24 protein-coding genes and 1 tRNA gene are annotated in these 20,148 nt (G+C 37.1%); 11 read left to right on the top strand and 14 right to left on the bottom strand.

Annotation, left to right across the window (positions count from 1 at the left end):
- Window positions 1-32 precede the first annotated feature (32 nt).
- Window positions 33-1,418: a DNA repair protein RadA gene (radA, locus tag EV07_RS00665; RefSeq protein ID WP_036916427.1), complete on the top strand. Its 1,386-nt coding sequence runs from the start codon at window positions 33-35 to the stop codon at window positions 1,416-1,418.
- A gap of 19 nt (window positions 1,419-1,437) precedes the next feature.
- Here radA and EV07_RS00660 read toward each other — a convergent pair whose 3' ends face one another.
- Window positions 1,438-1,959, bottom strand: a complete 522-nt coding sequence (locus EV07_RS00660) for a photosystem I assembly protein Ycf3 (protein ID WP_036916426.1) — start codon at window positions 1,957-1,959, stop codon at window positions 1,438-1,440.
- A gap of 203 nt (window positions 1,960-2,162) precedes the next feature.
- Here EV07_RS00660 and EV07_RS00655 point away from each other — a divergent pair, with 203 nt between their 5' ends.
- Genes EV07_RS00655 through EV07_RS00645 form a run of 3 tightly spaced genes read left to right on the top strand, consistent with a single transcriptional unit; the run spans window position 2,163 to window position 6,043 of the window.
- Window positions 2,163-4,436 carry a heavy metal translocating P-type ATPase gene (locus EV07_RS00655; protein ID WP_081936916.1) on the top strand — a complete coding sequence of 758 codons (2,274 nt, stop codon included), beginning with the start codon at window positions 2,163-2,165 and terminating at the stop codon, window positions 4,434-4,436.
- Window positions 4,433-5,080: a dTMP kinase gene (gene tmk, locus EV07_RS00650; protein WP_036916424.1), complete on the top strand. Its 648-nt coding sequence runs from the start codon at window positions 4,433-4,435 to the stop codon at window positions 5,078-5,080. The genes EV07_RS00655 and tmk overlap by 4 nt, the downstream gene beginning before the upstream one ends.
- A gap of 3 nt (window positions 5,081-5,083) precedes the next feature.
- Window positions 5,084-6,043, top strand: a complete 960-nt coding sequence (locus EV07_RS00645; protein ID WP_036916423.1) for a hypothetical protein — start codon at window positions 5,084-5,086, stop codon at window positions 6,041-6,043.
- Window positions 6,044-6,047: 4 nt separating this feature from the next.
- Here EV07_RS00645 and EV07_RS00640 read toward each other — a convergent pair whose 3' ends face one another.
- The 4 genes from EV07_RS00640 to EV07_RS00625 form a co-directional block, all read right to left on the bottom strand.
- The gene (locus tag EV07_RS00640; protein WP_036916422.1) at window positions 6,048-6,845 is read right to left on the bottom strand and encodes a response regulator transcription factor; all 798 of its coding nucleotides are present in this window, start codon (window positions 6,843-6,845) and stop codon (window positions 6,048-6,050) included.
- Window positions 6,846-7,131: 286 nt separating this feature from the next.
- Window positions 7,132-7,203 (bottom strand) — tRNA-Asn (locus tag EV07_RS00635).
- Window positions 7,204-7,246: 43 nt separating this feature from the next.
- A complete protein-coding gene (locus EV07_RS00630) occupies window positions 7,247-7,945 on the bottom strand; it encodes an energy-coupling factor ABC transporter ATP-binding protein (RefSeq protein WP_081936911.1) in 699 nt (232 codons plus the stop codon).
- A gap of 8 nt (window positions 7,946-7,953) precedes the next feature.
- Entirely contained in the window at window positions 7,954-8,214 is a 261-nt protein-coding gene (locus EV07_RS00625; protein WP_036916421.1) for a hypothetical protein, read from the bottom strand.
- A 109-nt stretch (window positions 8,215-8,323) separates the two neighbouring features.
- On the opposite strand from EV07_RS00625, the gene cysK reads away from it, so the two are divergent.
- Together cysK and EV07_RS00615 are read left to right on the top strand one after the other, a co-directional pair.
- On the top strand, window positions 8,324-9,292 hold the full coding sequence (gene cysK / locus EV07_RS00620; protein WP_036916691.1) for a cysteine synthase A: 969 nt from the start codon (window positions 8,324-8,326) through the stop codon (window positions 9,290-9,292).
- Window positions 9,293-9,316: 24 nt separating this feature from the next.
- Window positions 9,317-9,973, top strand: coding sequence for a J domain-containing protein (locus EV07_RS00615; protein WP_036916420.1), 657 nt, complete (start codon window positions 9,317-9,319; stop codon window positions 9,971-9,973).
- Window positions 9,974-9,980: 7 nt separating this feature from the next.
- Here the strand turns inward: EV07_RS00615 and ndhO are convergent, their stop codons facing one another.
- On the bottom strand, window positions 9,981-10,229 hold the full coding sequence (gene ndhO, locus EV07_RS00610) for an NAD(P)H-quinone oxidoreductase subunit O (protein WP_036916419.1): 249 nt from the start codon (window positions 10,227-10,229) through the stop codon (window positions 9,981-9,983).
- A gap of 79 nt (window positions 10,230-10,308) precedes the next feature.
- On the opposite strand from ndhO, the gene EV07_RS00605 reads away from it, so the two are divergent.
- Complete coding sequence (locus EV07_RS00605; protein WP_036916418.1) at window positions 10,309-11,244, top strand: TIGR01777 family oxidoreductase; 936 nt, start codon at window positions 10,309-10,311, stop codon at window positions 11,242-11,244.
- A gap of 25 nt (window positions 11,245-11,269) precedes the next feature.
- Here the strand turns inward: EV07_RS00605 and EV07_RS00600 are convergent, their stop codons facing one another.
- From EV07_RS00600 to EV07_RS00590, 3 genes are read right to left on the bottom strand one after another with little or no spacing between them, the layout of a single operon-like run.
- The gene (locus EV07_RS00600; protein WP_036916417.1) at window positions 11,270-12,484 is read right to left on the bottom strand and encodes a lipid-A-disaccharide synthase-related protein; all 1,215 of its coding nucleotides are present in this window, start codon (window positions 12,482-12,484) and stop codon (window positions 11,270-11,272) included.
- Window position 12,485: 1 nt separating this feature from the next.
- Entirely contained in the window at window positions 12,486-12,905 is a 420-nt protein-coding gene (locus EV07_RS00595) for a tetratricopeptide repeat protein (RefSeq protein ID WP_036916416.1), read from the bottom strand.
- Between the two features lie 46 nt (window positions 12,906-12,951).
- Complete coding sequence (locus EV07_RS00590) at window positions 12,952-13,347, bottom strand: HesB/IscA family protein (protein ID WP_036916415.1); 396 nt, start codon at window positions 13,345-13,347, stop codon at window positions 12,952-12,954.
- 110 nt (window positions 13,348-13,457) lie between these two features.
- Here EV07_RS00590 and zds point away from each other — a divergent pair, with 110 nt between their 5' ends.
- Window positions 13,458-14,918: a 9,9'-di-cis-zeta-carotene desaturase gene (zds, locus tag EV07_RS00585; protein WP_036916414.1), complete on the top strand. Its 1,461-nt coding sequence runs from the start codon at window positions 13,458-13,460 to the stop codon at window positions 14,916-14,918.
- Between the two features lie 2 nt (window positions 14,919-14,920).
- Window positions 14,921-15,379, top strand: a complete 459-nt coding sequence (locus EV07_RS00580; protein WP_036916413.1) for an SRPBCC family protein — start codon at window positions 14,921-14,923, stop codon at window positions 15,377-15,379.
- 26 nt (window positions 15,380-15,405) lie between these two features.
- On the opposite strand, the gene EV07_RS00575 is transcribed toward EV07_RS00580, so the two are convergent.
- Genes EV07_RS00575 through EV07_RS00560 form a run of 4 tightly spaced genes read right to left on the bottom strand, consistent with a single transcriptional unit; the run spans window position 15,406 to window position 18,489 of the window.
- Entirely contained in the window at window positions 15,406-16,209 is an 804-nt protein-coding gene (locus EV07_RS00575) for a uroporphyrinogen-III synthase (protein WP_036916412.1), read from the bottom strand.
- Window positions 16,210-16,244: 35 nt separating this feature from the next.
- On the bottom strand, window positions 16,245-17,885 hold the full coding sequence (locus tag EV07_RS00570; protein WP_036916689.1) for a glycoside hydrolase family 3 N-terminal domain-containing protein: 1,641 nt from the start codon (window positions 17,883-17,885) through the stop codon (window positions 16,245-16,247).
- Window positions 17,886-17,887: 2 nt separating this feature from the next.
- Window positions 17,888-18,280, bottom strand: a complete 393-nt coding sequence (gene rbfA / locus EV07_RS00565; protein ID WP_036916411.1) for a 30S ribosome-binding factor RbfA — start codon at window positions 18,278-18,280, stop codon at window positions 17,888-17,890.
- 2 nt (window positions 18,281-18,282) lie between these two features.
- Window positions 18,283-18,489 carry a DUF751 family protein gene (locus tag EV07_RS00560; RefSeq protein ID WP_036916410.1) on the bottom strand — a complete coding sequence of 69 codons (207 nt, stop codon included), beginning with the start codon at window positions 18,487-18,489 and terminating at the stop codon, window positions 18,283-18,285.
- Window positions 18,490-18,548: 59 nt separating this feature from the next.
- Here EV07_RS00560 and EV07_RS00555 point away from each other — a divergent pair, with 59 nt between their 5' ends.
- Window positions 18,549-19,274: a glutathione S-transferase family protein gene (locus EV07_RS00555; protein WP_036916409.1), complete on the top strand. Its 726-nt coding sequence runs from the start codon at window positions 18,549-18,551 to the stop codon at window positions 19,272-19,274.
- Between the two features lie 12 nt (window positions 19,275-19,286).
- Window positions 19,287-19,547 (top strand): chlororespiratory reduction protein 7, encoded by a 261-nt coding sequence (locus EV07_RS00550; RefSeq protein WP_036916408.1) that lies wholly within the window; start codon window positions 19,287-19,289, stop codon window positions 19,545-19,547.
- Here the strand turns inward: EV07_RS00550 and EV07_RS00545 are convergent.
- A complete protein-coding gene (locus tag EV07_RS00545; RefSeq protein ID WP_036916407.1) occupies window positions 19,522-20,100 on the bottom strand; it encodes a shikimate kinase in 579 nt (192 codons plus the stop codon). The genes EV07_RS00550 and EV07_RS00545 overlap by 26 nt on opposite strands.
- Window positions 20,101-20,148 lie beyond the last annotated feature (48 nt).

Here is a 20,148-nt window from a genome sequence, read left to right as displayed (position 1 = left end):
TCAACTACACCGAACTTTCTTTAGACAACCTCGTGACACGAACTAGCACTATTTATACCTGCCAAACCTGTGGAGCAGAAACACGCCAGTATTTTGGTAGATGCACAAGTTGTGGGGACTGGAACTCAATCATTGAAGAAGTCATAAAATCATCAAATATAAAGTCCAAAAACAAAAAAGATTTAGCGTCAAAGGGCTTGAGCCAGAATCATTCTCAACTTATATCATCCATAGAAAATCACGCTACTGAACGTATGACTAGTGGATACCAAGAATTCGATCGTGTTCTTGGTGGAGGCCTGGTTCCAGGCTCTCTAATCTTGATTGGTGGAGATCCAGGAATTGGTAAAAGTACCCTGCTATTGCAAAGTGCAACTGAAATGGCTCTTTACAAATCAGTTCTTTATATAACAGCCGAAGAATCAAGCCATCAGGTACAACTTCGCTGGAAACGTCTAGAAAAAGAAAAATCTAATCTTCATCTGTATGCAGAAACAAATATTGATTTAATCCTTGATGAAATAGAAATCTTTAATCCAGATATTGCAATAATTGACAGCATCCAAGCATTGCAAGACGATTCCTTAGGTGGTACTCCAGGCTCAGTAACTCAAGTAAGAGAATGTGCAGCAGCTCTGCAGCGATTAGCCAAGAGTAAAAATATTGCATTAATTCTGGTTGGCCATGTCACGAAAGAAGGAATGTTAGCTGGTCCGAAAGTTCTGGAGCATCTTGTGGACGTTGTTCTCACATTTGAAGGAGACCGATTTGCTAGTCATCGAATTCTTCGAACAATCAAAAATAGATATGGAGCCACCAATGAGTTAGGTGTATTTGAAATGCAAGGTCAAGGTTTAATTGAAGTTCAAAACCCCAGCGAACTATTTTTAAGCTCAGAGAACGCACCTGGTGTGGCAACCATAGTCGCTTGTGAAGGCACACGACCTATTGCTATAGATCTTCAAGCATTAATCAATCAAACAAGTTATCCATCACCTCGAAGAACAACTACAGGAATCGAAAGCAACAGACTGCACCAAATACTTGCAGTCATAGAAAAGCATATGAATATCCCCCTATCTCGTTTTGATTGCTATTTAGCTGTGGCAGGAGGTTTAGATGTTGAAGAACCAGCTGCTGATCTTGGAATTGCCGCAGCAGTTATTTCAAGTTACAAACAGATGGAACTCCCAAAAGGCATAGTGCTTATTGGTGAAGTTGGGCTTGGAGGACAATTGCGTTCAGTTAGTCAAATGCAATTACGACTTCGAGAAGCAGGTCGCCTTGGGTTCAAACAGGCAATTATACCAAGAGCCAAAAGCATGGATTTAAAAAGAGAAAAGGACTCTAAAATCGAAGTGATACAAGCATCTAATATCAATGAGGCACTAGAAAATACGTTAAAAATTAAAATCTAAAATATCATTTGTCCTCTGATTACAAATAAACATCTATTTTACTTCTGCCAGTTGTCTTTAACCAATTTTCAATATCTAAATACCCACCTGGATAGAGCCTTACAGCCTTAGACCAAACCTCAGCTGCTTTATCAAACCAAATATCACTCTCATCTTGCTTTCCTTCCTGCTGCAAAGACCTACCGCGTTTTTCATATATTAATCCCATATTTTTAAGACATGAAGGTTGCTTAGGATTTTCATCTAATGCCTTAATATAAGTACTCAGTGCTTTTTCTTCATCCCCATTGCTCATATAGATAATTGCCATATTTTTCAATGTTTCACCTCTATCAATTGAATTTTCCTCGAGCTTGAGACTCTCTTCATAATTTTCAAGTGCCTCTGAATAGTCACCATTATTTTGAGCTGCAAAACCTTCTCTGTAATATATGTAGGCTTGCTTTTCCTTTGCGGCAATAGGCATAAACTTCACGATGCCTTCAGCAATTACAGTGAATGCCTTATCAAGAAAATTGTCTTTGTTATTACTACTAGGCACGATGAATTAAATAAAAAAACTTAACCTTCCCATCCTGCCTCTATTATTCATTTCTTGCTCGTAGGACTTAATTTTTTTTAAAAGCAAAAATACTTCTTTACAAATACTTATTAGATTTATGGTATGAAAACAGTTGAGATTGATCCTTGAGTATTCAAAACATTAGACCAAAGTACAAGTCCATTTTGATTGATGTTCAAGGGATGAAGTGCGGAGGTTGCGTAAGCACAGTAGAAAAAACCCTAATCGATCAACCGAATATCAAAGAAGCAAGTGTCAATCTAATTGAGCGAACTGCCTTAATAGAACTAGAGAATGGAGATGAGAGTATTGAAGGAATACTTACCGCACTAACTAATCGGGGTTTTCCTGCAAAGCAAAGAGTAAAGGATCAATCAATTAATCACCTGGACGAGTTAAATACAAAAAAAGAATGGTGGGAACAATGGAATCAATTAATGATTTCGCTAGTTTTACTTCTTCTATCAGTCATTGGTCACCTAGCTGAGAGAAACATAATACAAGTCCCGATTTTAGGGAAACTCTCATTCCACGCCTGGCTGGCAACTTTTGCAATTTTTGGTCCAGGGTTATCGATTCTTAAGAGCGGAATCAAATCTGCTTTTTACTTCACTCCCACAATGGATACCCTTGTTGGAATAGGAGTGCTTAGTGCTTACTTCACTAGTTTAAGTTCATTACTATGGCCTGATGTTGGCTGGCCCTGCTTTTTTAATGAGCCAGTTATGCTTCTTGGGTTTGTTCTGTTAGGAAGGTTCTTAGAAGAACGTGCAAGATTTCGAACTGGAAAAGCCCTCAAAGAATTAGCTCAATTACAACCTAATAAAGCCAGACTGCTTATTAACAACAATCAAACCAAGGAAATCAGAGTAGGGGCTCTTAAGGTAGGCGAGAAAATTGAAGTGTTGGCAGGGGACCGAATCCCCATTGATGGAATAGTCGTTAAAGGAAGCTCAACAATAGATATATCAAGTCTCACAGGCGAGCCATTGCCACTTACAGCCTCTGCAGGCAGTGAAATCTCTGCAGGGACGTTAAATCTTGATGGGACAATAATTGTTCAAGTAAATCGAATAGGTGCTGAAACAGCATTAGCTAGAATCATTGGATTAGTTGAGCAAGCTCAAGCTAGAAAAGCACCTATTCAAAGTCTTGCTGATCAAGTTGCAGGAAATTTTTGCTATGGAGTGGTTGCTCTCTCATTCGCTACATTTATTTTTTGGTGGAAAGCAGGAACAAATTTCTGGCCAGAGGTACTTCAATATTCAGATCAGGCTCTCCTAGCGCATAGTCATGAACATATATTGCATTCGTCACTCGGGGCCAATGCTCAAACACCTTTAGGACTGGCAATTCAATTATCCATAGCAGTATTAGTGGTTGCATGCCCTTGTGCCCTAGGACTTGCAACACCCACAGTAATTAGCGTCGCATCAGGGAAAGCAGCCCAAAAAGGATGGCTGTTCAAGGGAGGTGACATAATTGAAAAGGCCGCCTCTATTGATCAAATTATATTCGACAAAACTGGCACATTAACTGTTGGGAGACCGGTCGTAACTGGTTATTTAGGGACAGAAAATAAAGCTAAGCTTATTCAATTAGCAGCAAGTATTGAAAATAATAGTCGCCATCCAATTGCTTATGCAATTTTACAAGAAGCACAAATTTTGAATTTACCCTTAATTAAAACTTCCAATGTAAAAAGTATTCCTGGTAAAGGAATTTATGGAGAAATTGAAAACATTAATGGAATTGTTAAAGTAGGTACTATTGAATGGTCTAAAAGCGAATTTGTCGAATGGTCTGAAGAAATAGATAATCAATTAAAAAATTCAGAGCTCTACAATCAATCAATTGTTGCAGTGTCAATTGAAAAAGAGCTACTTGGCTTAATATTAATAGATGATCAAGTTCGAAAGGATGCTAAAATTGCTCTTATAGAACTAAGAAAGCAAGGTCACAAGTTATCAATAATGAGTGGAGATAGGCGTGAATCAGTATTAAAAATAGGTAAGCAATTAGATTTTCAGCCTAATAATTTAAATTGGCAATTGTTACCTGAAGAAAAACTCAAGAATCTAGAAGATATCAAAATAAAAAGTAAAATAGCAATGGTTGGCGATGGAATTAATGATGCACCAGCCTTAGCAAGTGCAGATATTGGTATTGCAATTGGTACAGGTACTCAAATCGCACAAGATTCTGCGGATTTAGTATTACTTGGAGATCGACTAGGAAGTTTACCAGAAGCATTTCTCCTAGCTAAAAAAACCATGAATAAAGTTAAGCAAAACCTGTTTTGGGCATTTGGTTATAACATAATTGCTCTTCCAATTGCTGCTGGTATTTTATTGCCAAAATTTGGAATACTTTTATCACCTCCTATTGCAGCTTTATTAATGGCAATAAGTTCAATAACTGTAGTTATAAATGCATTATCTCTAAAAGTCTCATGAAAGGAATATTTATTGTTCTAGAAGGTATAGATGGATGCGGTAAAAGCACACAAATCAAGCATTTATCAAAATGGCTACCTAATAGTGGTCTAATGCCTTCAGGATCTAAACTTATTACAACAAGAGAACCTGGGGGAACAATATTAGGAAGTTCCATTAGAGAATTGCTTCTAGATAATTCGCAAAATATTGCACCAGAACCAACAACAGAACTTTTATTGTATGCAGCAGACAGAGCTCAACATATAAGCGAAGTCATAATGCCTGCTATAAATAATGGGGATTGGGTTATCAGTGATAGGTTTAGCAGTTCAACATTGGCATACCAAGGATTTGGTAGAAATTTAAATAGAGATTTGATTTATAAGTTAGAAGAAATTGCAACACAAGGAATCAAAGCAGATTTAACACTATTACTTGATATTTCAGTTACTGAAAGCATCAAAAGAAGGAAGGATCTTTTGAAAGATAGAATTGAAGCTGAAGGTAATTTATTTTTAGAGCGTGTTTGTTCTGGGTTTGCATCAATAGCAAAGAAAGAGGATTGGATTACAATCTCTGGTAATCAAGATCAGAAATTAGTTGGCGAGGAAATTCAAAAGAAACTAATTAATTCATTACAAAAACTGTCATTTAAAAATTAATTAATGAAGTTATATAAAGAGCTTTTTGAAGAGTTTGATTATCAAACATCAGCAGTTGAAATCTTATCTTCTTCGATTGCAAAAAACCGTATAGCTCCATCATACCTATTTGTAGGTCCGAAAGGAGTAGGCCAAAAAGAAGTTGCGCTAAGATTTCTAGAGGGAATAGCAAAACAAGGTTCAGAAATAAATAATATTCGTAAGCGAATACAAAACAGAAACTATCCAGATTTGCACTATGTAGAACCTACGTACTTGTATCAAGGCAAGTTAATTAATCAATCAATTGCAAAGGATAAGGAATTGAAAAATCATATAAAGCCACAAATCAGAATAGATCAAATCATTGAATTAAAGATGTTTTTAAATAAAAAGCCTATTGAATCAAACTTAAGTATGATTTTCTTAGAAGATGCAGAATTACTTAATGAATCAGCCGCTAATGCCCTTCTTAAAACAATGGAAGAGCCTATTAATGGTGTATTAGTATTAACATCCTCTAGACCTGATAGGTTACTGAAAACAATTAAATCGCGTTGTCAAATTATCAATTTTAAGGGTTTCAATAATTTACTTCTAAAAGAAAAGATAATGAACTACAAGTCTTCGGAAAGATTTGCAACCAATCAAACAGAGCTAATATCTATTTCAAATGGATCGCCTGAGTTATTACAAAACAATCTTGAATTTTTAGAGGAAATACCAGAAAGTATTTGGTATAAAATTACAAATCTTCCCACAGAAGCATTGGATGCGTTATTTTTAGCGAAAGAAATTACTGAGACTATAAATTCAGAAGAGCAAATCTGTATGATCAATTGGATGCAACAATTTTATTGGTTAAGGGAAAAAAATATATTAAAAGTAAAAAGATTAGAAAAACTCAAAATACAACTAAAATCATATGTTAATTCTCGAATAGCATGGGAAGTTACTTTAATAGAACTATCCTATGTAAAATAAATAATTACTGATTACTAGTATCATTTTCTTGATTAGACGATTGTCCTTTAGTCATTTTATTAAATATAAGTTCTTTAACTTCCTCAATCTGATTACCTTTAGGCAATTCCAAACAATAACCAGCACCATAGACTGTTTTAATAAATCTAGGTTTTCTAGGCTCCGGTTCTAGCTTTGTTCTCAAATGACGAACATGTACTCGAATTGTTTCAATATCATCATCAGGTTCATAACCCCAAACTTCTTTCAAAATTAATGATGGAGCAACGGTTTGACCATGCCTTTGAAGCAAGCAATGTAACAATTCAAACTCTAGATGAGTTAAGCGAACAGGACTCTCAAACCAAATGGCTTCAAATCTTTCGGGAACTAAAGTTAAAGGTCCATAATTAAGAATTTCCGGTTGCCCAGTGCTCCCCAAGGGAGCACGATTTGTTCTCCTTAGAAGAGCTTTAATACGAACATGTAATTCTTCAAGATCGAATGGCTTTGTTAAGTAATCATCAGCACCAGAATTGAAACCTGTCACTTTATCTTTTGTTGCACCCAAAGCTGTAATCATAAGAATAGGAATGGAAGCAGTCCGCTCGTCTCTTCTCAAACGCTGGCAAAGAGTAAGTCCATCAACATTAGGCAGCATTAAATCTAGAAGGACTAAATCAGGGGTATATTGCAGCGCTAAAGCTTGGCCTTTGATCCCATCTTCCGCAAGCTGAACATCGAAACCTGTATGTGTTAAATGACCTGCAACTAATTCGCGCATATCCTTATCATCTTCTATAAGTAAAACGCAAGGTTTCATTAGATCCTGGTGAGTTATAAAAACAAGTAGAAATTACTACTTGATCAAGATTTGTACGATTCTGTCAAGATGTCTTATTTAATTAAGAATCAAGAGCTCAAATAAAACCTACAAAAATTGTTTGGAAAAGTTTGTTAAAAGGAATTGTAACCTTTCAAAGGTCCAACTCAGTAATTTAACCTATAGGATTTTTCTAAATTCAATGAATATGCATCAAAAATCACCAAATAATTACAAAAAATAAGACCCCTAAATCATCAAGGGGTCTTAGTAGAGGTAAATCAAACTCCCCGGGCGGGATTCGAACCTGCGACCAATCGGTTAACAGCCGATCGCTCTACCGCTGAGCTACCGAGGATTAAACAAACAGAACCTAGCCTTGATACCCCTCGTATCGCAAGTCAAGTTAATTTGGTAATTACTTCAGAACCAGGAAACCATTGTCCTAAACTCCCTTGTTCCATAATTGCAGCACCATCACAATATGTGAGCTCTTCAAGACGATGCGTAATCCAAAGGGCTGTTATTGGATGTTTATTAGTATTACTTGCAATGTTTCTGACTATTTCCAAGATAGATTTTTGACTCTTAGGATCTAACAAGGCAGTTGGTTCATCAAGCAAAAGCAAATCAGCTTGACTTAATAAAGCCCCAGCAAGAGCTAATCGCTGCTTCTGACCTCCACTAAGTGTATGAATAGGTCTGTCGGTCATCTCCTCTAATCCAACTTGATTTAAAACATGTTGAATACGTTCATTTCTTTCTTTAGCATTCAAGTTAGAAGGAAGACTTAACAACAAATCACTAGCACAAGTCGGTAAAAGCAACTGGTGATCTGGGTTTTGCAAAAGCAATGAAGGTTTAAATGAACAAAAAAATTGGCCCTGCTGTGGAGTAATCAAACCACTTATTAAGCGAAATAAAGTACTTTTCCCACTACCATTCCCTCCAACAAGCATCCACAAACCAGGGAATGGAATAGACAAAGTGCAATTTCTTAAAGCATTCGTTCCAGGTTTCCAAGAATAAGAAACATCCTTCAAAATCATCTCTTTGGAAGGATTCTGCCTGTTAGAAAATTGCTTTAATGGTTCTACCATTTCACTTATTAATCAAAAGTAAATCCAGGGCGTCTACTTCCACTTGGTCCAGCGGTTTTTTCATACATCTGCACAGCTAAAACTTCACTGAGTAATACGGCTATCTGCTTGTCTTCTACTTGCTCACAATTAATTTCCAACAGTTTTGGATCACCATTCTTCATCGCTTCTTTTAAGGAGTTATAAAGCGCCTTAGCTTCTTTTAAATCCTTACGTTGTACAGACAATGGAAATGGGCTCAATTTCAGAGCAAGCTCAATTAAATACACGGTGATTTCTCAAACTTATTGATTTTATTGATTTTCACTCCTAATTGAAAATAATATAGAAATGAATTCAACTTATACATCTTACTCAGGCAAATTATTAAAGGAAGTAATGCCAATAGCAACCGACATAACACAGTTAGTAGGGCGAACACCCCTAGTGAGACTAAATCGTCTTCCTCAAATATATGGATGCAATGCTCATTTATTAGCAAAGCTCGAAAGCTTTAATCCAACATCATCTGTCAAAGATCGTATTGCTGGCGCAATGGTCGTAGAAGCTGAACAAAAAGGTACCATCAGTCCAACAAAAACAGTTCTTATAGAGCCAACAAGCGGTAATACAGGGATAGCACTAGCAATGGTTGCAGCCGCAAAAGGGTATCGATTAATTCTTACAATGCCTGATTCAATGAGTACTGAAAGAAGGGCCATGCTTCGTGCTTATGGCGCTGAAATCCAACTAACTCCTGGGAATGAAGGGATACAAGGAGCTATTAACCTTGCTAAAGAATTAGTCAATCAAATTCCAAACTCATATTTATTACAGCAATTTGATAATCTTGCAAATCCAAAAATCCATGAGACAACTACAGCAGAAGAGATTTGGTTAGATTGTGAAGGAGATATTGATGGCTTAGTTGCAGGGATTGGTACTGGTGGGACAATCACTGGATGCGCAAGAGTTCTTAAGAAAAAAAACCCAAACATCAAAGTTTTTGGAGTAGAGCCTGCAAATAGTGCTGTACTGTCTGGGGGACAACCTGGTGCACATATTATTCAAGGTATAGGTGCTGGTTTTATCCCCAAAGTACTAGACACTTCATTAATTGATGAAGTTTTAAAAATTAGCGATGATGAAGCAATGGAAACCGGCAGACAACTTGCTCGTCAAGAGGGACTCCTTAGTGGAATCAGTAGTGGAGCGGCTGTTGCTGCGGCTCTTAAAATAGGATGTACATCTAATATGAGCAATAAAAGGTTGGTTGTTGTTTTACCCAGTTTTGGAGAAAGATATTTATCTACACCTATGTTCAACAATGTTTCATCATTTCAGCCAAAAATCGATGGATGCATTTAAAAGATTCATTCGAAAATAATTAAAATGAAACAAGATCCCTACAAAGTTCTAGGCATTTCGCACAACTCAGAACTGAAGGAAATCAAAGCCGCATACAGAAAGCTGGCAAAAAAATACCATCCTGATACTGGAGGCGATCAAAATAAAATTCTTGCTATAAATGCAGCGTGGGAAAAACTAAGAAATGATAAAACCAATGGGCGGAATAGCCCAGTACAGGAAAATTCCAAAAGAAATCATGAGGAATATCAAGTTCCCAAGAAGAAAGGTCATGTCACTGACCATGCAATAGGTCTATGGATAAAAATTGTTTATTCTCCAATAGATAGATTAATGGGTGAAATCCTCAATCAATTTCCTGTAAAATTAAAAGAGCTATCAGCTGATCCTTACGACGATATGTTGATGGGATGTTTCTGTAAATATATTACTAGCAGTCAAAGAAAAATAAACCAAGCAAAAGATATTTATCAGTCTCATCCAACTCCTGTTGAAGCAAATTACTTTAGTCTCAGCCTTTATCAATGTTTTTCAGAAATACAAGATGGTATTAATGAATGGGAAAGATATACATCAGGTTATGTAGAAAATTATCTACATGATGGTAACGAAATGCTACGTCAAGCATCAAAAATGCGACTGAAGCTAAAGAAAGAAAGAAAGCACTTAACAGCTTGCTAACAACCCATCAAGCAGTCCATGTCTCTAATTGATCAAGCCGGAACCAAATATCAGGAACAGGCCTGCGCCAACGAACTTGAGCATAATCACCCTGAACAAGCAGCAGCTCTCCTGGACCTTCAAAAATATAATCCGGAAGAGATGTGTCACTCGCTAAAGATTCAACACTATTTTTATAGGCTTCTGCATTCACACGAACTAAGGATCCCTTGCGAAAAGGCCTAGGAACTTTAACTGAAGAGGGTTGTTCAGTCATAAAAGAGTTTATTCTACTCAAATGATAAGCATTTAATTATTTAACACCAATGCTCATTCCATCAATGTCATGAGGTTTTATGCGTTTACTACTACTTGGATGTTCAGGTTTTATTGGCTCTGAATTAGTCCCTAAACTTCTAAAGTCCGGTCATCAACTAACAATAGTTAGTCGAAAGGAGAAAGAAAAATTAAAGTTTTATTGTGCAAATAATGAAAGTACTTTCATAAAGAGTAACCCAACTTTGCATTCGAGTTGGGAGAAAGGTGCTCTCATGGATGCCCTAATAAATGCTGAAGGTGTAATCAATCTTGCTGGTGAACCTATTGCAAACAAACGTTGGTCCAAAAAAAATTGCCAAGCCATAAAAAGCAGTCGGTTAAAAACAACTTCCTATTTAATACATGCAATGTCAAAACTAAAAACGCCTCCACAAATATTAGTAAATGGCTCAGCAATAGGGTTTTATGGTACAAGCTCAGACTCAATCTTCACTGAAAGAAGCAGGGCAGGTACAGACTTTCTTGCTGAACTATGTGCCGAATGGGAAGATAATTCTTTGAAGAAACCTATGCAAACAAGATTGGTAATAATTAGAACAGGAATAGTACTTGAAAAAGATGGGGGCGCATTAGGTAAAATGCTACCGATTTTCAAAGCAGGTTTTGGAGGACCGATTGGAAATGGAGAGCAATGGATGAGCTGGATTCATAGAAGTGATTTATGCAATATGATTGAGAATGCACTAATCAATCGCAATTGGGAAGGGGTTTTCAATGGTGTAAGTCCAAACCCTGTAACGATGTCTAAATTCTGCGAGACTTTGGGCAAAACTCTTAATAGACCAACACTTTTACCAGTTCCAGAATTAATTCTGAAACTTTTATTAGGCGATGGGGCAAAAGTAGTTCTTGAAGGACAGAGGGTTGATTCAGAACGCCTCTCAACAGTAGCTTTTAAATTTACTTACCCTATGCTTAACGAAGCACTCTCGGCAATTACAATCGCCTCATGACAACCTACAATATTCTTTTTGGGTTTTATACATTATAAAAAATCAAGTTTTTAATAGATTCTGCGATACGTTGTGTTCCTCCATCTGTGCCAAGTCTCATAGAAGCCTCTTTCCTACAATTTTCTTTGAGTTCAATATCTCTGTGAACTCGATTAAATATATCTACAATTAAATCAGCTGTACTTAAAAATATATTGCTTCCCTTAACAACATTGCCTTCTGCACAAAAAACTGTTTTACCAAGTAATCTTCTCTGAGCTTCAGCAAAAGCAGATGTAAATTGGGGGCCTTTACCAGGAATTTGAATTACTGGTTTTCCCAAACCAACAGCTTGCTCAACTGCAGTGCCAGCCATACATAAAAGAACATCACTGCTTTGCAAAACCTGTGCAAAAGAGTTCCTATGCACTTTCACTGAGCAAAAACCATGATTCAAGATATGTGAAAAACTATTCGCTTCCGAATTTGCAATTATTTGCCATCCATCTTTACTAATTAATTTCCACAAAGCTCTATCATTTAAAGCATTTACCAATGCCATATCAAAACTAAACTCTGAGTTAGTCAGAATAGATTGAGGTAAAGACTGCAATACTCTTAAAATTATCAACAAGTTTTGATCTAGTTCAGGTCGACGACTACCTGGCAATAACCCCAAACGAAACAATCTTTGAGGTAAAGGCTTCTTAGGCTTTAAAACAATATCCATAAATGGATTGCCTAAGAAAAGAACCGAACGCTTCAATTGCAATGTTAAATCTTTAGCAGTCAAGTCATCCCTAGTAAAAATCTCTAAACAACGCTTGCTTTTCAAACAACTTGCAGCAGGCCAGGGTAAACGCAATTTACCTTCATAATGACTTGAATATGCAACCAAATAAACAACCATCTTTCGATGGCTTAACCATGCAGCCAAAATTGGCACAACATCTCCAACAACAATAAGGAAGTCGTAACTCCTTGCTATTTGTAATAAACGCAAAAAAGTCCAAATCAAATAAAATAGTTGCCCTTGCACCAACTCAGTTAACCTTCCTATCAAACTTGTATAACCTAGACCCCCAGTACTAAATTCTTTCCGCATACCATGCGTTTTTATATCTGATTTGGTATAAGCATTACCCTTGCCAACCAAAGGGAATGCAGCAACCTCATGACCTTGTTTTTTCAGCTCATTTCCTAATATCGAACCTGAGAGATCCTCTCCATGACCATTACTAATTAAAAGTAATTTAGTCAAATCAGAAGTCCAGCCAGGTTTGAATCTTTTTCAACGAGTCCCAATCAGGCTTACGACTAAGTCCATCGTTTATTGAATCTTTCAATTCTTTCTCAAGTTCTGGAACTATCAATACAGCTCTTTTAACAAAATCAATATGTTCTCTAACTCCTTTGGAATTGGTTTCTAGCAAGGCAATACTCAGATTAATTCTTGATTGAGGGTCTTGAGGGTTTAATTTAACTGCAATTCGAGCTGACTTGAGAGCATCTCGGTGCTTATTGCAGAGCAATTGCAACCAAGACAAGCACGTCCAACCTGCTGATTGATTAGGAGAAGAATTCGTAATCTCTTCAAAGTCTCTAATTAACTCACTTGCCTCTTCGCCAGATTGATATCTAGACATAGCATTGTCAAAGAGACTCTCGTTATTAAGATCCATTAGATGACAAGTTATGGGTGAATTGAATAAAAGATACGGTTAATTTTCAAACAGCAAATGAACTTCCACAACCACAGGTTTGTGTGGCATTTGGATTTGTAAAATTAAAGCCACCACCTATTAGTTCATTACTGAAATCTAATTGCATGCCATAGATATATAAAAGGCTTTTGGGATCACAAACCACTCTAAAAGCTATTCCATCACTAGTGACATATTCATAAACTTCATCATTTTTCTCTATAGAAACTGCAGTTACAAAATCCATTGTGTAACTCATGCCACTGCATCCACCTGAACGAACCCCTACACGCAATAATTGATCATCCCCTTTCTCCTTGCAAAGTCTCGCCAATTGCTCCATCGCCATTTGAGTAATTAAGATTCCTTTGCCATTTTGTGCGCTATGGGTCTCATTACTTGATAAAGGAGAAATACTCATCAGTGTTTTTCATATACCCTAATCTCAGTCTATTAATAAACATTCCATTTTGTCTTATACAACATTTCAACTATTGTTATTAGCGTTAGCAAGTTCCTACAAATAAATCCATGAAAGTGGCCATAGTTGGCGCTGGCCTAGCTGGCCTTTCTGCAGCAGTAGACCTTGTAGATGAAGGCCATGAAGTTGATCTTTATGAAGCCAGGCCCTTCTTAGGTGGGAAAGTAGGGAGTTGGGAAGATAAAGACGGAAACCATATAGAAATGGGTCTCCATGTTTTTTTCTTTAATTATGCAAATCTTTTTGCCCTGATGAAAAAAGTGGGGGCATTAGAAAATTTGTTACCCAAAGAGCATATGCATTTATTTGTAAATAAAGGAGGAGAAGTAAAACCACTAGATTTTCGTTTTGTACTGGGTGCACCATTCAATGGTCTTAAAGCCTTCTTCACGACTTCACAACTAAACTGGATCGATAAACTAAGGAATGCGCTTGCTCTAGGAACTAGCCCAATTGTGCAAGGTCTTATTGATTACGAAAGTGCAATGAAAACGATTAGAGCGTTGGATAGCATCAGTTTTCAAGATTGGTTTTTAAGTCATGGTGGAAGTCTGAATAGCATTAAAAGGATGTGGAACCCCATTGCTTACGCTCTTGGGTTTATTGATTGTGAAGCAATGTCAGCCAGATGCATGCTGACAATATTTATGATGTTTGCAGCAAAAACAGAAGCCTCTAAATTAAATCTCCTCAAAGGCTCTCCTCACAAATGGCTAACAAAACCCATTCTCAAATATCTTGAAGCTAAAGGTGCAAAACTACACCTTCGAAACAGAGTCAAAGAAATTCGTTATAAAAACTCCAAAGCACCTACGGTTACTGGAATAATTCTGAATACGCCTAATGGAGAAATAGAAATTCAAGCTGATAAATATCTTGCAGCCTGTGATGTTCCAGGCATTAAAAAAATAATCCCACAGGAATGGAAAATATACCCGCAATTTGCAGCTATCGATAACTTAGAGGCAGTTCCAGTAGCGACAGTTCAACTTAGATATGATGGATGGGTGACTGAATTAAAAAATAACTCAGCACAAATGAATCTCAAAACACCATCAGGGCTTGATAATCTCTTATATAGTGCTGATGCTGATTTCAGTTGTTTTGCTGATTTAGCACTGACAAGTCCTGAAGATTATCGCAAAGAAGGACTTGGATCTCTTCTACAATGCGTTCTAACCCCAGGAGATCCATGGATTCCAAAATCGAAAACACAAATAGTTGAGCATACAGATGCTCAGGTAAGAGAGCTTTTCCCTTCCGCTAAAAATCTAAAGTTAATTTGGAGTAACGTTGTAAAATTAACTGAATCTTTATATAGAGAAGAACCAGGGATGGAGCCTTTTAGACCTAAACAGTCAACACCAATACCAAACTTTTTCTTAGCGGGTAGTTATACGCGCCAAGATTATATAGATTCAATGGAAGGTGCAACAATGAGTGGGCATTTAGCAGCCGCAGCAATACTTGGTAAATCAATAAAATTAGAAAAAAATTCATCAGTTTCTTAAATATGGGTCAATGGCTTGAACATAAAGTAATTAGCACAATCAATGCTCCTGTCGAAAAGGTATGGAACGTTTGGAGTGACCTAGATGCAATGCCTTTATGGATGACATGGATAGAATCAGTTAAAACAATTGATGACGAGACAAAAACTCTCCCAGATCTTACAGAATGGACATTAGCTGCAAATGGCTTTCGCTTTAAATGGAAAGCACAAATCAATGAAAGAGTTGAAAAAGAAAGACTTAAATGGTCATCAATTGGAGGCTTACCTACAAAAGGTTGTGTTACATTTTTCGAAGAAAATCAAAGTTGTACAATTGTTAACTTAAAAATCTCATACGAATTACCTAAGGGTCTGGCTAGATTTATGAAAGAAGATATTCTTGGAAAGTTAGTCACAAATGAACTTCAAAATAACCTGAACAATTTTACAAAGCTTGTTGAAAGTGGTTATGGTAATTAACAGTAAGGTCCCTTATATTATTGAAATTATATATTGAAAGATTCAATACAAGCCTCGATCAAGCCATCTAAGTCATATTGCTTTGCTTGCTGATCTACCTTATCAAACTCTTTTTTACAGCTAATAGTTGTCTGAGGACCTATAGAAATAATATTCACATCTAAAATTATTTTCTTCCATTGATCTCCAAAAATACTAAGCAACAATTTCGAGGTATTAATAGCTGTTTTAGCACTGGTAAATACAATTGCATCAACTTTTGCATTTTCTAATGCTATAACAGTTTCACTAGGAATATCTTTTGGACACTTAGATTCATATGCTGGAACTTGAACAACAAGTCCCCCTAATTTACACAGAGCTTCTGCCAAAATATTTCTACCTCCACTTTGAACTCTTGGTATCAAAATCCTTAATCCCTCTACTGAAACAGGGAAATGATCAATTAAACTATCCGCTACAAATTGTGGCGGTACAAAATCAGGAATAACACCAAAAGTTTTTAGATACTGAGCAGTCTTCTTTCCAATAACGGCTATCTTCAAACCTTTTGACACGCTTGAAAGAGACTTACCAATCAATTTCAATCTTTGCTCTACTCCTTTCACACCATTAATACTTGAAAAAATTATCCAATGAAATCCTTCTATTTCTAACAAAGCATGATCTAAAGGTTCCCATTTGTCTGGAGGACCAATTACTAAAGCTGGCAGGTCTAAGACCTTAGCACCTCTACTCTCAAACAAAGTTCGAGCTTCAGCTTGCTGGTTCTGAGAGCGTGTCAAAACAATAGTTTTTCCACTTAAAGGGAAACTGAGCTCGGAAATCATAGCTTGTCAAAAAGATAGCTTCATTTGAGTCTGATTTAATTAGTGAACTCTACATTTTTATCTATAAGGTCATGCCCAGAAGTTTTAAAGAGAGACTGAAGAATCTTCAATTGTGCTTGTCGCATCTGTCCAGGACTATAAGCAAGAGGTATCGAAGGGGTTAGAACTTGATGTAACTCTTTCCAAAAGTAAAAGCTTCCATAAACTACAACTGCTGAAAGCAACTCATTACGTTGCAATTGTTCGACAGCGGCGATCCATCGTTCATTTATATCTTGATTACCTCTGAAAGGATTCCCTCGTACAAATAATTGAAGAAGAAAAGGACCTTGCCCCAAACGCTCTAAAGCCAATGGCTCCAAATCATTATCCTGCCATGGGGACACGCCAAAGGGATGACAGAGAATAGTTTTACAACCATATTCCTGAGGAATCAACAAGGCGGGAGACGAGTTATTGAAATATGGGCAAGGCAATACAGTATCCACGGTAATTAGGTTTATCAAATCTCCAGAAATTTGCATATGGGAAGGTTTGTTAATCTGTACAGAAATATCAATTAGTCTCTTCACTAAGGAATGATCCTCTGGCTGCTCAAATATTAGTACGTCATTGCATTCCGCTTCCTTCTCAGACGAGGCAAAGTTTGTTGTTAAGTTAGACATAGCTCTTCTTCTCCGCTGTAATGATTCTTCAAGCCTTGAAATGGGTACTTTCCCATCCATTATTGACTCAACGATTGAGTCAATTGCTTGAAAAGGATCTTCAGGCATAAGGATTAAATCAGCGCCTGCTTCAAAAGCCATGACTGCTGACTCGGCGCAGCTAACGCTCTCACTAATTGCTCTCATAATCAAAGCGTCGGTAACAATCAAACCATTAAACCCAAGTTTTTGCCTGAGTAGATTAGTGACAATCATTTTTGAAAAAGTTGCCAAATTCGTGGGATCTATATTTCTGAACAAAACATGTGCAGTCATTACGCTATTAATCCCTTGATCTATCAACGCCTTAAAAGGAACGAGTTCTATTTCCTCCAAACGTGAAAAGTCGTGATCAAGCAGGGGTAATTCCAGGTGTGAATCGACTTTGGTATCCCCATGGCCTGGAAAATGTTTTGCACAACCCATTACCCCTTGGGAGCTTAAACCTTTGTTAAAAGCACATACAAGAGCAGCAACTGTTAAAGGATCTGTCCCCCAAGCTCTCATATTGATTACAGGATTTAAAGGATTACTATTAACATCACAAACAGGAGCTAATACCCAATTCAATCCGCAACGTCGCGCTTGCGTACCTATACATTTTCCATATTCCTCCGCCAGTAGAAGCGATTCTTCAGAGTCTTCTAAATAATTCAGGCCAAGGGTCATTGGAGGTGGGAGAAATGATCCTCCCTCAAAACGCTGACCTACCCCTTCTTCCACATCAGCAGAAATCAAAATTGGGTGCTTAGACCAATTTTGTATATTTCTTGATCTTTCTTTGATTTCGTTAACAGTACCTCCGTACAAAATGACACCTCCAAGCCCATTTTCTAAAAGTGTTTTCAATTTGCTATTAGATAATTCCCATGCTGGATACTGTCTCTGTGAATCCAGGAGATAACCACTTGCCCTAACAACAAAAATCTCAGCAACCTTTTCTCGAAGCTTTACAAATTCATTAGAAGGCACAATCAATCTTGAAATTCAACCATATTCTGATTTTTTGTTTTTCTTTCTTCGTCTAATTTACCTAAGAGATCAAGAACAGAATTACCTTTTTCCATTCCACGGTCTAATTTGAAAATAATTTCAGGAGCTCGTCTCATTTCTAATCTTCGGCCCAATTCACCCTTTAAAAAGACTTGAGATGCCTCTAAGGCAGAAAAGACTGCATCTATTTTGCCTGGGTCACCAAAAATGCTTACAAAAATCTTGCAATGTTGGAGGTCTCCCGAGACCTCAACATCAGTAATAGTAATCATTGTGGAGTGTACTCTCTGATCTCTTAGTCCATTTAGTAAAAGCTGACTCATCTCCTTTCGAATGAGTGCAGCCACTTTCTCAACTCGTCGACTTTGAGCCATAACTAATGTAAAGATGACGGAAGCACCATACCCCTGACAATAAAAGACAAAGTAAGCAAACCACTGATTAAAGCCCCTATAAGAGCTACCGCTGTAATAGGGTTCTTGCTCCTACTAACTAATGGACCAAAAGAAGCAGCAAAGACACCAAGAACAATTGTTATGAGATATTTGGGATATCTAGAAACATTCGAAAAAAACTCGCCCATTGCTATTACTCTTTCATATCCTTAATAGCCAGTCTTACCATCTTTGACTCTAAATCTTCATGTTAGAACTCTATCAGTTTCAGCATTCCCCCTTTTGCCTGAAAGTGCGAATGGTTCTAAATGCCAAGCAACTAAGCTACAGAACCGTTGAAATCTCTCCAGGCATAGGACAAGTGGATGTTTTCAAAGTTTCTGGACAAAGGCAAGTTCCAGTTTTAAAAGATGGTGAAACAATTCTTTCTGACTCTAGTGCAATTATTAAATATCTAGAAACTATCACAAAGGATCCTCAACTATTACCTTCTCACACTGAAGAATTGGCGATGTCTCATCTAATTGAAGATTGGGCAGATACTAGGTTGGCCAAATCTGTACGAAGAGAATTAATCAAAGCAGCTGCATTAGACTCATCTCTTCGAGTAGCCCTTTTACCTGAAGATTTTCCAAAACCATTTAAAGAGTTTGTAAACAAACTTCCTTGTGAGTTAATCAGTGGGGTGGCAGAAGTAATCAATCAAGATGAAAGCAAGGAACTGCTAAACAACCTTGAGCAATTATCAAATTTAGTTTCATCTAATAAATGGTTAATTGGAGATTCCCTAAGCATTGCTGATATAGCAGTAGGCGCTCAATTATCCTTACTTCGCTTCCCAGTCTCATCAGGTGAGCAGCTTCATGGCAAAGGTTGTCCAGGTTTCAATGACAATCCAAAATTAGAAACGTTATTTGAGTGGAGAGACCAACTAGAAGATATGCTTATGGCAACAGATCCTGCGACTTTATAAACCACTGAAAATATGTCTAATCCCCTAATACGTGATAATGAAAATTATGTAGTTATGGAACCAAACAAAGATGAGCAATATTTAACATCCGAAGAAACACTAAAATGGCTAGAGAATTGGCTTAACAAATTAGAAGCAATACCAAAAGATTTACTGAATGAAGCATCTAAGCAAGAAGCTGCCAAAAGATTATTAGATACTGCATGTGATCTGGAAATTAAGCCTGGATTTACTGTGCAATGGTTTGCTATACGTCTAACTCCTCCGGGCTAGTAAGTATTGCAGGTAACTTATTACAAATATCCAAAGCAACTTCTTCAGCGGTTTCGTTGGCTACGGATATGTACAAATCAGATTCAGCATAAAAAGGTTGGCGTTCCTTTATTAACGAGTCAAGCGCAGCTATAGGATCTCTATTTGTAAGCAAAGGTCGCTTGGTTTGATCAGATTCCAACCTTGCAATAAGACGATCCCGTGATGGAGAGATCCAAATAACTATCCCTTGATGAAGAATACCCCAATTGTGACTTCGTAAAACGACCCCTCCTCCTGTGGCAACAACTAATGAATGTCTCTTGCCAATTTCTTTTAAAACTTGAGCTTCAAGCTCTCTAAAACCACTTTCACCGTCTTGATCAAAAATTTCAGGAATAGATAATTTTGCAACTTCCTCAATCAATTTATCCTGATCAACAAATTTATATTCCAGAGCTTTTGCAAGATGTGGACCTGTGCTGGACTTGCCTGAACCCATAATTCCTACAAGATAAAGATTACGACCTCCTAATATGTTGCGTAACGAGTTCACAGTGTTCAAATTGGTCATACAAACAAAAAAACGTAGAACAAATTAAAATGGTGCCAGTGATTGAAA

This window comes from Prochlorococcus sp. MIT 0603 (assembly GCF_000760215.1).
Classification (GTDB): Bacteria; Cyanobacteriota; Cyanobacteriia; order PCC-6307; family Cyanobiaceae; genus Prochlorococcus_E.
Note: the sequence above shows the minus strand (reverse complement) of the source record. Positions and strands in the feature narration are given on the sequence as shown.

Excerpts from the sequence above, each read along its gene's own strand:
- EV07_RS00655 (WP_081936916.1), top strand. The coding sequence starts at position 2,163 with ATGAAGTGCGGAGGTTGCGTAAGCACAGTAGAAAAAACCCTAATCGAT.
- tmk (WP_036916424.1), top strand. The coding sequence starts at position 4,433 with ATGAAAGGAATATTTATTGTTCTAGAAGGTATAGATGGATGCGGTAAA.
- EV07_RS00645 (WP_036916423.1), top strand. The coding sequence starts at position 5,084 with ATGAAGTTATATAAAGAGCTTTTTGAAGAGTTTGATTATCAAACATCA.
- EV07_RS00640 (WP_036916422.1), bottom strand. The coding sequence starts at position 6,845 with ATGAAACCTTGCGTTTTACTTATAGAAGATGATAAGGATATGCGCGAA.
- EV07_RS00630 (WP_081936911.1), bottom strand. The coding sequence starts at position 7,945 with ATGGTAGAACCATTAAAGCAATTTTCTAACAGGCAGAATCCTTCCAAA.
- cysK (WP_036916691.1), top strand. The coding sequence starts at position 8,324 with ATGCCAATAGCAACCGACATAACACAGTTAGTAGGGCGAACACCCCTA.
- EV07_RS00615 (WP_036916420.1), top strand. The coding sequence starts at position 9,317 with ATGAAACAAGATCCCTACAAAGTTCTAGGCATTTCGCACAACTCAGAA.
- ndhO (WP_036916419.1), bottom strand. The coding sequence starts at position 10,229 with ATGACTGAACAACCCTCTTCAGTTAAAGTTCCTAGGCCTTTTCGCAAG.
- EV07_RS00605 (WP_036916418.1), top strand. The coding sequence starts at position 10,309 with ATGCGTTTACTACTACTTGGATGTTCAGGTTTTATTGGCTCTGAATTA.
- EV07_RS00595 (WP_036916416.1), bottom strand. The coding sequence starts at position 12,905 with ATGGATCTTAATAACGAGAGTCTCTTTGACAATGCTATGTCTAGATAT.
- EV07_RS00590 (WP_036916415.1), bottom strand. The coding sequence starts at position 13,347 with ATGAGTATTTCTCCTTTATCAAGTAATGAGACCCATAGCGCACAAAAT.
- zds (WP_036916414.1), top strand. The coding sequence starts at position 13,458 with ATGAAAGTGGCCATAGTTGGCGCTGGCCTAGCTGGCCTTTCTGCAGCA.
- EV07_RS00580 (WP_036916413.1), top strand. The coding sequence starts at position 14,921 with ATGGGTCAATGGCTTGAACATAAAGTAATTAGCACAATCAATGCTCCT.
- EV07_RS00575 (WP_036916412.1), bottom strand. The coding sequence starts at position 16,209 with ATGATTTCCGAGCTCAGTTTCCCTTTAAGTGGAAAAACTATTGTTTTG.
- rbfA (WP_036916411.1), bottom strand. The coding sequence starts at position 18,280 with ATGGCTCAAAGTCGACGAGTTGAGAAAGTGGCTGCACTCATTCGAAAG.
- EV07_RS00560 (WP_036916410.1), bottom strand. The coding sequence starts at position 18,489 with ATGGGCGAGTTTTTTTCGAATGTTTCTAGATATCCCAAATATCTCATA.
- EV07_RS00555 (WP_036916409.1), top strand. The coding sequence starts at position 18,549 with ATGTTAGAACTCTATCAGTTTCAGCATTCCCCCTTTTGCCTGAAAGTG.
- EV07_RS00550 (WP_036916408.1), top strand. The coding sequence starts at position 19,287 with ATGTCTAATCCCCTAATACGTGATAATGAAAATTATGTAGTTATGGAA.
- EV07_RS00545 (WP_036916407.1), bottom strand. The coding sequence starts at position 20,100 with ATGACCAATTTGAACACTGTGAACTCGTTACGCAACATATTAGGAGGT.